This window comes from Caballeronia sp. LZ043 (genome assembly GCF_031451075.1).
GTDB lineage: Bacteria > Pseudomonadota > Gammaproteobacteria > Burkholderiales > Burkholderiaceae > Caballeronia.
In genome coordinates this window covers 916,423-928,735 of sequence record NZ_JARUXT010000004.1, presented here as the reverse complement: position 1 = coordinate 928,735, position 12,313 = coordinate 916,423, and the positions used below count along the sequence as shown (strand labels likewise).

The following is a 12,313-nucleotide window of genomic DNA, read 5'->3' as shown; positions in this document are numbered from 1 at the left end:
AACAACGAAAACCCCCCGTGCTAAAATTTGTGTCCGGCTTGCCTGACAAGGCTTTGCGGCATTCCAGTCCGGCTCCGGCAACAGCGCAGCAATCTGCGCCCCAGCCTCGCCAGACCCGAACACAAAACGCGCGTCATCGTTCAGTCGATGCAGCCCTTCATCCCGCCTCGCGCATCCCAAACGCAACACCACTCCCGGAGCCACGATGCAGACCCGCAAGATTCCCGTTACCGTCGTGACCGGCTTCCTCGGCAGCGGCAAGACCACGCTGATGCGGCATATCCTGTCCAACGCGCAGGGCAAGCGCATTGCAGTCATCGTCAACGAGTTCGGCGAACTCGGCATCGACGGCGAGATCCTCAAGGGTTGCGGCATCGGCTGCGACGACGAAGCAGCATCCGCCGACCGCAATCTCTACGAACTCGCCAACGGCTGTCTCTGCTGCACCGTGCAGGAGGAGTTCTATCCCGTGATGGAACAGTTGCTCGAACGGCGCGACAGCATCGATCACGTGCTGATCGAGACATCAGGTCTCGCGCTGCCCAAGCCGCTCGTGCAGGCGTTCAACTGGCCGTCCATCCGCAACGCCTTCACCGTCGATGCGGTCGTCACCATGGTCGACGGACCCGCCGCCGCGAGCGGCCAGTTCGCGGCGAACCCGGTCGCCGTCGATGCACAGCGCAAGGCCGATCCGAATCTCGATCACGAATCGCCGCTGCATGAATTGTTCGAAGACCAGTTGTCGTCGGCGGACCTCGTCATCGTGAACAAGACCGACCTGATGGACGCCGAGGCCCTGCACAAGGTCGAAGCGCTCGTGCGCCCCGAGATTCCCGCCGAAGTGAAGATCGTGCCCGCGCACATGGGCAAGCTCGACATTCACGCGTTGCTCGGTCTCGAAGCGGCATCGGAAGAGACCATTCACCTGCGCCACGATCATCATGGCTCGCCCGACGAAGCAGGTCACGCCGATCACCATCACGACGAGTTCGATTCGGTCGTCGTGCACGCGCCGGTCGAATCGCGCGAGCAGGCCATCGCCGCATTGCAGACGCTGGTCGGCCAGCACACGATCTATCGCGTGAAGGGTTTCGCGGCGTTGCCGGGCGCGGCCATGCGGCTCGTGGTGCAGGGCGTCGGGCAGCGCTTCGACAGCTACTTCGACCGTCGCTGGGAAGTGCACGAAGACCGGCAGCAGAGCCGCTTCGTGCTGATCGGCGAGGACCTGAGCGCGGACGCCTTGCAGCGGGCCTTCGAAGCCGCGCTTGCGAGCGCGCCAGCGCAGGCGTAGGCCGCCATGCATCTGCTGCGCACGACCCCGGGCGGTTTCGTCGACGACGCGCAGGGCGTCATGCGCATCGAGCAGACCCGCGCGCCGATCGTCATTCTCAGTTCCGCCGACACCACGCTCGCCCTGCTGGCAAGCGTGGTGCCACGTCTGGAGCCCGGTTTCCCCGAAGTGCGGCTCGCCAATCAGTCGTTCCTGCGCCAGCCGGCTTCCGTCGATTTCTACGTCGACGATGTCCTGAGCCATGCACAGGTCGTGGTCGTCGATCATCTCGGCGGCGAATCGTACTGGCCGTATGGCATCGAGCGCCTGGTGACGCTGGCGAACAAGCAGCGCCAGATGCTCGCGATGTTCTCGGGCGATCTGACCGAAGACCCAAACCTGATCGCCAGGAGCACTGTCGATCCCGCGTTCTGCCGCCAGCTCTCGCGCTATCTGCGCGAAGGCGGCGCGCGCAATGCAGAAGCGTTCTTGCGCGCCATCGCGCGGCATGCGCTGGATTACGGCACTGAGCCGCCGCCGCCCGCCGCACTGCCCGCGGTGGCGATCTATCATCCCGAACGCGAGATCGCCACGGTCGCGGACTGGCAGGCGCGCTGGACGAAGGACGCGCCGGTCGTCGCCATCCTGTTCTATCGTGCGCATCTGCAATCGGGCAACACGGCCGTATTCGATTCCCTCGTCGACGCGCTCGAGCGGGAAGGGCTGAACCCGTTGCCGATCGCCATTGCATCGCTGAAGGACAGCGTGAGCCGCGAAGTGGTCGAGCGCGTGTGCGCGGAGCAGCGCGCGGCGCTCGTGCTGAATACCACGGCATTCGCGGCGGGCGTGATCGGCGAGAGCGAGGCGTTCGAAGTCGCGGGCGATGCACCCGTGCTGCAGGTGATCCTGAGCGGCGGCAATCGCGAGGACTGGCAGCAGTCCAATCATGGCCTGAACTCGCGCGACGTCGCGATGCACGTGGCGCTGCCCGAAGTCGATGGCCGCATCATCACGCGCGCTGTGAGCTTCAAGGGGCTTGCGTATCACTGCAAGCAGACGCAGGTCGACGTGGTGCGCTATCAGGCCGACGACGAGCGCGTGCGCTTCGTCGCCGAACTGAGCCGGCGCTGGTGCAGGCTGCGTCAGACGCAGAATGCGCAGAAGCGCGTCGCGCTCGTGCTGGCCAACTATCCGGCCAGCGAGGGACGCATCGGCAATGGCGTCGGGCTCGATACGCCGGCATCGGCCATCGGCATTCTGTCGATGCTCGGGCGCGAAGGCTATCGCGTCGGCCAGATTCCGGCCGATGGCGACGCGCTGATCGGCATGCTGACGGAAGGCGTGACCAACGACCCACTCGTGCGCGACTTGCGGCCCGCGTTGCAAAGCCTGTCGATGGCGCATTACCTCGACGCGTACCGCACCCTGCCCGCTGACGCGCGCGCCGCGCTCGAAGCCGTCTGGGGCGCGCCTGAAGACGATCCCACCGTGCGGCGCGGTCGCTTCATGATCGCGGGGTATCGCTGCGGCGAGATATTCGTCGGCATCCAGCCCGCGCGTTCGCGCGAACGCAATGACTACGCGAGCTATCACGACGCCGAACTCGTCCCGCCGCATGCGTATCTGGCGTTCTACTTCTGGCTGCGCGTGCGTTTCCAGGCGGATGCGATCGTGCATGTCGGCAAGCACGGCAATCTCGAATGGCTGCCGGGCAAGAGCGTGGCGCTGTCGTCATCGTGCTGGCCCGATGCGATTCTCGGCCCGATGCCGCATCTCTATCCCTTCATCGTCAACGACCCGGGCGAGGGCAGTCAGGCCAAGCGCCGTGCGCAGGCCGTCATCATCGATCACCTGATGCCGCCGCTCACGCGCGCGGAAAACTACGGGCCCTTGCAGGACCTCGAACGCCAGGTCGACGAATACTACGAAGCGCTGATGGTGGACGTGCGCCGCGCGAAACTGCTGCGCCAGTCGATTCTCAGGACCATCGTCGAGAACCGGCTGCACGAGGAACTCGGGCTCGACGCCCCGCGCGACATCGCGGGAGAAGACGCACTGCTCACGCGCGCCGATGCCTATCTCTGCGAGCTGAAGGAAGCGCAGATCCGCGACGGTCTGCATGTGTTCGGCGTGTCGCCGGAGGGCACGCAGCGAAGCGACACGCTGCTGGCGCTCGGGCGTTTTCCCGTCGGCGACGGACAGGGCGCGAACGCCAGTCTCATCACCGCGCTTGCGCGCGATTTGCAACTCGGCGATCACTTCGACCCGCTCGACTCGGACTGGGCCGCGCGATGGACCGGTCCGCGTCCGCTGACGCTCGCGGCGGTGAGCGATGCGCCATGGCGTCATCATGGCGATACGCGCGAACGCCTCGAATGGTTAGCGATGCAACTATTGTCGGACGACGCACGGGAAGCGCCCGGCGCGCACGCGTCGCTCGTGCTCGGGCGCTTGCGCCGTGAGGTGCTGCCGCGTCTCGATGCGTGCGGACCGCAGGAACTGCTGCAACTGAAACGTGGGCTCGAAGGGCGCTTCGTGCCGCCGGGTCCGAGCGGATCGCCTTCGCGCGGCCGGCCCGATGTCTTGCCGACGGGCCGCAACTTCTATTCGGTCGATACCCGCGCGTTGCCGACGCAAGCCGCCTGGTCGCTCGGACTCAAGTCGGCGAACGCGCTGGTCGAGCGGCATGTCCAGGATCACGGCGATTTTCCGCGCGCCATCGGCTTGTCCGTGTGGGGCACGGCGACGATGCGCACCGGCGGCGACGACATCGCGCAGGCATTTGCGCTGATCGGCGTGCGGCCGAAGTGGGCGGCGGGCAGCCATCGCGTGACGGACTTCGAAATTCTGCCGATCTCGATCTTCAACCGGCCGCGCATCGACGTGACGCTGCGGGTGTCGGGCTTTTTCCGCGATGCCTTCGCGAACCTGATGCATCTCTTCGATGCCGCTGTGCAGGCCGTGGCCGCCCTCGACGACGAACCCGCCGACGTCAATCCGATCCGCGCCCGCATCCTGCGCGAACGCGACGAACTGATGGCGCGCGGCATGGATGCCGAAGCGGCGCGGCGGCAAGCGGGCTGGCGTGTGTTCAGCACGAAGCCGGGCGCCTATGGCGCGGGGCTTCAGGAACTGATCGACGCGAAGCAATGGCAGACGGACGCCGATCTGTCCGCCGCCTATCAAACCACGGGCGGCTATGCGTATGCGCAGTCCGGCGATGGCGTGGAGGCGCGCGCGAGTTTCGGCACGCGGCTCTCGACCCTCGATGTCGTGTTGCAGAACCAGGACAATCGCGAGCACGACCTGCTCGATTCGAACGACTATCACCAGTTCCAGGGCGGCATGATCGCGGCCGTGCGCTATCTGTCCGGCGTGCAGCCGCAGGCCTATAACGCCGATCACAGCAATCCCGCCGCGCCGCGAGTGCGCACGCTGCACGAGGAAATTGCGCGCGTGGTGCGTGCGCGGGTCGTGAATCCGAAATGGATCGACGGCGTGAAGCGGCACGGCTACAAGGGTGCGTCGGAAATGGCCGCGACGGTCGATTACCTGTTCGGCTATGACGCAACCGCGCGCGTGGTGTCGGATCATCAATACGCGCTCGTCACCGATGCCTATGTGAACGATCCCGCCACGCGCGACTTCATCTCGCGGCACAATCCGCACGCGCTGCAATCGATCTGCGAGCGGCTGCTCGAAGCCATGGAGCGCGGCCTGTGGCAGAACCCCGCTGATTATCGCGACCAGGTCGAGCGGCATCTGCTCGATGTCGAGCAACGCATCGAGGGCAGACAGTCTTGAACTCATCTCTTTCTTCTTCGGTGTTTCCGTTCGCCGCGCTAGTCGGTCAGGACGGCTTGCAGCAGGCGCTGTTGCTGGCGGCGGTGGACCCGTCTATCGGCGGCGTGCTGGTCAGCGGGCCGCGCGGCACGGCGAAGTCCACGGCCGCGCGCGCGCTTGCCGAACTGTTGCCGGAAGGGCGGCTCGTGAGCCTGCCGCTCGGCGCGAGCGAGGAGCAGCTGATCGGCACGCTGGATCTGCAGAGCGCGTTGCGCGACGGCGGCGTGAGCTTTGCGCCGGGCTTGCTCGCGAAGGCGCATCTCGGCGTCCTGTATGTCGATGAAGTGAACCTGCTGCCGAATCCGCTCGTCGATCAACTGCTGGATGTCGCGGCGAGCGGGGTGAACATCGTCGAGCGCGATGGCATTTCGCACCGGCATGACGCGCGTTTCGTGCTGATCGGCACGATGAATCCGGAAGAGGGCGAATTGCGGCCGCAACTGCTCGACCGGTTCGGGCTTGCGGTGGAAATGAGCAATTGTTTCGACGCGGCCGTGCGCCAGCAGATCGTGAAGGCGCGGCTTGCATTCGATGCCGACCCGGCCGCCTTTCGCGCGCGGCATGAAGCGGCGCAGGCTGCGTTGCATGCACGCATCCATGCGGCGCGCGCGGCGCTTGCTTACTTCACGTTCGACGATGCCGTTCACGCGCGTGTGAGTGAACTGTGCATCGCGGCGAATGTGGACGGTCTGCGCGCCGATCTCGTGATGCTGCGCGCGGCGCGTGCACTGGCGGCGCTGGAGGGGGCCGCTGACGTCACGGTCACGCATGTCGAGCAGGTGGCGAATGCGGTATTGCGGCATCGCCGGCATGAGGGGGATGCGTCTTCGTCGTCTTCTTCCTTGCCGCCGCCGGACCGCGAGTCCGCGCCTTCGCAAGCGGATTCCGGCGATGCCGACTGGGGCCATCTGCCGCCCGAGCCCGCCGGCATCACGAAGATCAAGCACGTGAGGCCACTCACCACAAAAAAAGCCTGAACCATCGAAGGCGGGACGCGGATGCCGGAGAGCATCGTCTTCGATGGAAAGCGGCGCGTTCACCTGGTCGTCACGTGTCGCGCGAGGGCGATGCAAGCGTGTCCATCGACTGGCCGGCGACTTTGCGTGCCCGGCGCGCGGCGCGTCTTCAGCCGGGGCATCTGCGGCATCGGCGCAAGCAAGGCGAGGCCGCGGCGTTGCATTGTTTCGTGCTGGATTGCTCGGCATCGATGCTCGCGGGCGAACGGCTCGCCCGCGCGAAGGGCATGCTGGTGGCATTGTTCGATCGCGCGTATCGCAAGCGTGCGGAAATTGCGCTGGTGTGTTTTGGCGGCGGGCGCGCGGAAGTGCGCCGTCAGCCGGGCGCGGCGCATGTGTTCAACGAGCGCTGGGTGGCGCCGATCGGCGGAGGCGGGGGTACGCCGCTAACGCTTGGGCTTGCGCGTGCGGCGGCGCTGCTGACGCGTGCGGCACGGCGCAGGCCTTCGCAGCGTCGCTCGCTGTGGCTGCTGACGGACGGGCGGACGAATGAGCAGCCACAGCGGCCACGGGATGCGGACCGGATTGTGGTCGTGGATTTTGATGAGCATGCCGTGCGCGTCGGACGGTGCAGGGCGTTCGCGCGGGAGTGGGAGGCGGAGTATTTGACGGCGGGGGAGTTAGAGGAGGAAGGGGCAGCTATATGAGGCGGTGAATCGCATGCATTGCGTGGACTAACCGCGTTCGACTGTGATTTTTCTGAAATTGATGATAGATAGTTTGCTCTCCATGGTTATGCGTGGATTTCAAGGCTAGGATCCAGAATCACTCGGAACTTTGATGAGGATTCCCCATGCATCGTCCGATGTTTGCAACGGCGTGGTCTGCCGCGATGAAGGTCTATGCCCCGTCCAATCCTGAAGCGAAGGTCGCGAGCACTATCGGTGGCGTGGTGGCTCGAAACATCGACTTACCGAATGCGGCCTCGAGGTGGAAAAATACGTGTGCTGTTCGGATGAGTTACATCCTCAATCACTGCGGCATCCCAATTCCGACGATCCGTGGCAAAACAGTGACCGGCGGAGACAAGCGACAGTACTTTTTTCGGGTGCGAGATCTGATCGACTTCCTTCAGCATTGCTGGGGTGAAGCAGAGGTGGTTGAGTTTCCGCCTTCAGGCGGTGGCGCGCTGGCAAACAAAAGAGGTGTCATCCTTTTCGAGGTTTCTGGGTGGGGCGATGCTCAAGGGCATGCGACGTTGTACAACGGAATCATTCGCTATGACCGGTGTTATTTCAACGAACCGGAGGCGACTTTCCGAACTAATCGCGCCCATTTTGGGAGCTTGCGTTGAGGCTTCGGAACGCCATCTTTCCACTTATTTCAATGTGGATGGTGCTCATTAGCCCATCAGTCATCGCTGCCGCCGACTCGCCAGAAGGGTCCACGCGCACCTACGCCGATAATTACAGAGACATGGTGCTGGCTACTTGCGTCGCAACGGCCTACGACAGCAGCGCGGACGCACGAATCGATTCCGGAAGCAGCGTGAGTGCGCTGCGTGACTGGACCTACTACGATCTGGACCGGACGCCCCAGGCCATCACGTCACTTGTGAAGGCTTACCTTGAACGGGACTATCGAAATCCGCTTGCCGAAGCCGAAACGAACGGCCTCAACATTCGCTTCGACTTTCTCAAATGCCTCGACCTGTATCACAGCATGGACCTGGACCATCTGGTGCAGGCCATGGTGATTGACCCGAACCGCCGCATCCATTCACCTTCCCGCTAACTCTTCACGCATACCACCGCGGCGTATAAACCCAGTTCCCCACCGTCCGCGTCGTCGATGATCCGACGATCACCATCGTCCGCATGTCGACGAGATCGCTCGTCAGTGCGCCCAGCGTCACGATGCTCAGGCGTTCCCCCGGACGGCCGATGTCCCGTCCCAAGACGACCGGCGTCTCCGCCCGCCGATGCTGCCTGACGATCTCCATCGCGCGATCAAACTGCCAGGGCCGCGCCTTCGATAGCGGGTTGTAGAACGCCATCACCAGATCGGCTTCGCCGGCATGTGCGATGCGTTTCTCGATCACGCTCCACGGCTTCAGGTTGTCGGACAGCGAGAGCACGCAGAAGTCGTGACCGAGCGGCGCGCCCGCCCGCGCCGACGTCGCCAGCGATGCCGACACGCCCGGCACGATCGCAAGCTTCACGGCGTGCCAGTCGGCGTGATCGGCGCGGCCTGTGTCGAGTGCTTCGAGCACTGCCGCCGCCATGGCGAACACGCCCGGATCGCCCGACGACACCACGACGACGCGCCGTCCCTCGCTCGCCAGTTCGAAAGCACGCCGCGCGCGCTGCAATTCCTCGCGGTTGTCGGTCATGTGGACGCACTGGTCGTCGCGGAACGGTCCGGCCATGCGCACGTAGGTCTCATAGCCGAGCACGTCCTGCGCTTCATCGAGCGCACGGCGCGCGGCGGGCGTCAGCAAATCCGCGCTGCCGGGGCCGAGGCCCAGCACGGTCAGCGTGCCGCGCGCACGGCCGATGGCAAGCGCATCGACCGGCGTATCCGCGACATGCAGCGCGACGCCGTTCGAGCTGGCTGCGTCGAAGGGCCGCGCATCGCACAGGCGCAGCGGCACGCCGAGCGCATGCGCGGCCTCCGTGAGCGCTTCGAGTGAACCTTGCCGCACGGGTGCAACAAGCGCCGCGAGCGCAAGCGGCGCGAGACCGCGCTCGCGCATTGCGACGCGCACCCGTTCCGCGATATCGCCTTCGATGCCCGCATCGTCGAGCCACGCCAGCACGCAGCGCGGATGAATCACGAGATCGTCCGGCGTAAGCGCGGCCGTGGCTGTGCCCGCGCCATACGGCGTGATATGCACGGCGAGGCGAGCGTCGGCGGCGCGCGGCAGCGGCGCGTCGTCGAGCCAGGGCGCGTGGCCTTCGATGCGCGTCGTCTCGCCCGCCAGCAGTCCGGACACGAAGCGCTTGCCTTGCTCGATGTCCGCCAGCGCGTAACCCTCGGGCGGTGCGAGCAGACATTGGCCGAAGCGCAGCTCGCCGCTCGTCGTGATGGCGGGCGCGATGTGCAACGAAGCCGCGATCTCGCGCGCCAGCACGTTCACCCCGCTCATGCCGCCGAGCAGCGGCACGACTGCGCTGCCGTCCTGGGCGACGGCCAGCACCGGCGGTTCCGCGCCCTTGTCCGCGAGACACGTTGCCAGCGCGCGGATCACGATGCCCGCGGCGCACAGCGCGATCACCGGCGTACCTGACACATACAGCGAACGCAGGTGCGCGCCGAAATCGTCATAGGCGATGTCGGCGGAATGAGCGTCCACGCGGCTCGCCAGCCCATGGATGCGCGCGCCCGGAACGTGCGCCTGGATGCGTCGCGCGGTGTCGAGCGCGGCGCTGCCCAATACGACGATCGCCGGCGTGTTCCTGCCCGTCATGCCTGCCATTTTTTCCCCGGCACGACGAGCAGCGAGAAGTACGGCGACGCCATCGGGTCGACTTCATCGAGGGCGACGATGCGCTGATTCGCCATCGTCGCGCGTTCGACGTAGAGCGCGCGGTCGTCGAGGCCGAGTTCGGCCAGCACGCGGCGCACTTTTTCGAAGTTGCGGCCGAGCTTCATGATGACGGCGGCGTCGGCGGCTTCGAGACGGCGCTTCAGGTCCGCTTCCGGCAACACGCCGGACAGCACCGACAAGCTCTGGTTGCGATACACCAGCGGCACGCCGAGCACCGCGACGCCGCCCAGCATCGAACACACGCCCGGCACGACTTCCGCGTCGAATCGCGTCGCGAGGCGGTCGTGCAGATACATGTACGAGCCGTAGAAGAAGGGATCGCCTTCACAGATCACCGCGACATCGTGTCCGGATTCGAGATGTCCCGAGATTTCGAGGGCCGCGTCGTCATAGAACGCGCTGATGATGGTTTCGTAGCAAAGCGGCGGTTCGAGCGCTTCGGTCGTGACCGGATAGACGAGCGGCAGGCGGGTTTGCGCATCGTCGAGATGCGCCTCGATGATGCCGAACGCATTGCCCTTCTTGCCCTTCGCCACAAAATACGCGACCACCGGCGCGGCCTTCAGCAGGCGCAGCGCCTTCAGGGTGAGCAGTTCCGGATCGCCCGGACCGACGCCCAGGCCATAGAGACGTCCGCTCATCATTCGACCTCCGAGGCCAGCGCGTTCACGGCGGCGGCGGCCATCGCGCTGCCGCCGCGCCGGCCAAGCAACGCGACGTACGGGATGCCGCGGCTGTCGGCGGCGAGCATCGCCTTCGATTCCGCCGCGCCGATGAATCCCACCGGAAAGCCCAGGATCAGCGCGGGCCGGGGTGCGCCGGCATCGAGCATGTCGAGCAGATGGAACAGGGCCGTGGGCGCATTGCCGATCGCGACGATCGCGCCTTCGAGATCCGGCCGCCAGAGTTCGAGCGCCGCAGCCGAACGCGTGTTGCCCAGCGCGCGGGCGCGTTCGGGAACCGAGGCATCGGCGAGCGTGCAGATCACGCGATTGGCCGCCGGCAGCCGCGCGCGCGTGATGCCTTCGGCGACCATGCGCGCGTCGCACAGCACCGGCGCGCCGGCCGCGAGCGCGCGGCGACCAGCAAGCCCCGCGCCGGGCGAGAAACGCAGGTCGCTCACGATATCGACCATGCCGCAGGCATGAATCAGCCGCACCGCGACTTTTTCGAGATCGGCGGGGACGGCGGCGAGGTCGGCTTCGGCGCGGATCGTCGCGAACGACTGGCGATAGATCTCCGCGCCGTCGCGGATGTAGTCAAGCATCGGTCGTGCTCCGGGCGAGCCGTTCGGCTGCCTCTTCGAGTGTCAGGTTGCAGGCGGCGAGCTGCTCGCCGCGGTAAAGGTCGTAACGGCCCGGTGCGCGTGCCAGCAGAGTGGTCGCGACCGGATGCGCCGCTGCGCACGAACGCTCGCAGCCGCTCAGATGCACCTGCGCCAGTGCGTGCGCGGGCAGAAGCGGGGCAAGGCGTTGTGCATCGGATTTCGTGTCTGCGCGGCTCTTGGCGCAGCCGGCGGAACCAGCGCACGCGATCAACCGCGCGAACGGATCGCGCGGCTCCGTCGCGAGACCGAGTGCCCGCAGTTCATGCAGGACATCGTGCGCGGCGTGCGGCGCAAGATCCGGGATCAGCACGCTCTGCCATGGCGTCATCGCGAGACGGTCCGCGGCGTAACTCGTCGCGATGGCAGCGAGGGCGTCGAGCGTGGCGGCGTCGAGGCGTCCGAGCGGAGCCTGTGCGCCGGCGTAGGCCATGGTGTTGTCGGCGTGCGCGCCGAGCCGCAACGTGGCATCGGAGGGGGCGCGCCGCCACGACCGTAGCGCCGCTTCCGGCTCCGGAAAGGCAAGGGCGTGCGTGCCGGCGCGCGCCAGCAGATCGCGCATGCGATGCTCGTCGGGCCGTGCAAGCGCAAGGAAGCGGCGCAGCACGCCGGTCACGAAAGTAACGACATCGTCACGGGAAATCACGCCGAGTGCGGGCGTGTCGTGCGCATGCAGCGGGATCGTGCCGGCGAGGCCGAAGGCGAACCGCGCGCCGTCATCGAGCGCGGCGAGCCACAGGTCATGCGGATGATCGAGCATCGCGAGTTGCTCGCCACCATCCAGTTGCAGCGCGAATTTCGGCGATAGCGCATGCAGCGCGGCATCGGCCTGCATGGCAGCGATGAGATCGGCGGCCAGCGTGCGGGTGGCATCGCTCGCGAGCGGGCTCAGCATCAGGTTGCGGATGTCGTCGGCGCTCTCGGTCGCGGGCGCCAGGCCCGCAGCGGAAGCAATGTCGACGAGGCGCGCGTGGGCGTCGGCGCGAATGCCGCGCAGTTGCAGGTTCGCGCGATTGGTCACTTCGATCACACCGGAACCGCACTCGCGCGCGGCCCGCGCCACGGCACGCGCAGCGTCGGCGCTCAGCGAGCCGCCCGTCAGGCGCAAACGCGCGAGACCGCCATCGCGCGCGGGCACGATGCGCATCAGCCCCGGACACGCGGAGATGCGGGGGGCGGTCGCAGGCACGGGATGGTCGAGTGTGATCAAAGGCATGGCCCGTGAGGCTTCGCGTGTGTGGCGCTGACCGGGTTGCATCGGCCGGTGGGTGTCGCGCGAAAACGTTCGGTTGGCAAGTCGCCTGGCTTGGAGGCGTCATTCGCGCCGCGCTGTTTGCAGTGAATCAGGGGCGCGAGTGCGCGGACTCGCT

General features: G+C 66.3%; 10 protein-coding genes. 6 read left to right on the top strand and 4 right to left on the bottom strand.

Annotated features, from left to right (window positions below; translation table 11 throughout):
- Positions 1–205: 205 nt before the first annotated feature.
- The 6 genes from cobW to QCE64_RS31735 all read left to right on the top strand — a co-directional run bounded on the left by cobW (position 206) and on the right by QCE64_RS31735 (position 7,863).
- On the top strand, positions 206–1,291 hold the full coding sequence (cobW, locus tag QCE64_RS31760) for a cobalamin biosynthesis protein CobW (protein ID WP_310008135.1): 1,086 nt from the start codon (positions 206–208) through the stop codon (positions 1,289–1,291).
- A 6-nt stretch (positions 1,292–1,297) separates the two neighbouring features.
- On the top strand, positions 1,298–5,074 hold the full coding sequence (gene cobN, locus QCE64_RS31755; protein ID WP_310008133.1) for a cobaltochelatase subunit CobN: 3,777 nt from the start codon (positions 1,298–1,300) through the stop codon (positions 5,072–5,074).
- A complete protein-coding gene (locus QCE64_RS31750) occupies positions 5,071–6,090 on the top strand; it encodes an ATP-binding protein (RefSeq protein WP_310008131.1) in 1,020 nt (339 codons plus the stop codon). The genes cobN and QCE64_RS31750 overlap by 4 nt, the downstream gene beginning before the upstream one ends.
- Before the next feature lie 104 nt (positions 6,091–6,194).
- Positions 6,195–6,776 (top strand): VWA domain-containing protein, encoded by a 582-nt coding sequence (locus QCE64_RS31745; protein WP_310008621.1) that lies wholly within the window; start codon positions 6,195–6,197, stop codon positions 6,774–6,776.
- 146 nt (positions 6,777–6,922) lie between these two features.
- On the top strand, positions 6,923–7,423 hold the full coding sequence (locus QCE64_RS31740) for a type VI secretion system amidase effector protein Tae4 (protein ID WP_310008129.1): 501 nt from the start codon (positions 6,923–6,925) through the stop codon (positions 7,421–7,423).
- A gap of 38 nt (positions 7,424–7,461) precedes the next feature.
- The gene (locus QCE64_RS31735; protein WP_310008127.1) at positions 7,462–7,863 is read left to right on the top strand and encodes a type VI secretion system amidase immunity protein Tai4; all 402 of its coding nucleotides are present in this window, start codon (positions 7,462–7,464) and stop codon (positions 7,861–7,863) included.
- Between the two features lie 4 nt (positions 7,864–7,867).
- On the opposite strand, the gene cobJ is transcribed toward QCE64_RS31735, so the two are convergent.
- Genes cobJ through cobG form a run of 4 tightly spaced genes read right to left on the bottom strand, consistent with a single transcriptional unit; the run spans position 7,868 to position 12,159 of the window.
- Positions 7,868–9,547: a precorrin-3B C(17)-methyltransferase gene (gene cobJ / locus QCE64_RS31730; RefSeq protein ID WP_310008125.1), complete on the bottom strand. Its 1,680-nt coding sequence runs from the start codon at positions 9,545–9,547 to the stop codon at positions 7,868–7,870.
- Positions 9,535–10,263, bottom strand: coding sequence for a precorrin-2 C(20)-methyltransferase (locus QCE64_RS31725; RefSeq protein WP_309926520.1), 729 nt, complete (start codon positions 10,261–10,263; stop codon positions 9,535–9,537). Before QCE64_RS31725 ends, cobJ begins: the two co-directional genes overlap by 13 nt.
- The gene (locus QCE64_RS31720) at positions 10,260–10,886 is read right to left on the bottom strand and encodes a precorrin-8X methylmutase (protein WP_309926518.1); all 627 of its coding nucleotides are present in this window, start codon (positions 10,884–10,886) and stop codon (positions 10,260–10,262) included. The genes QCE64_RS31725 and QCE64_RS31720 overlap by 4 nt, the downstream gene beginning before the upstream one ends.
- Positions 10,879–12,159, bottom strand: coding sequence for a precorrin-3B synthase (cobG, locus tag QCE64_RS31715; RefSeq protein WP_310008123.1), 1,281 nt, complete (start codon positions 12,157–12,159; stop codon positions 10,879–10,881). Before cobG ends, QCE64_RS31720 begins: the two co-directional genes overlap by 8 nt.
- Positions 12,160–12,313: the final 154 nt, after the last annotated feature.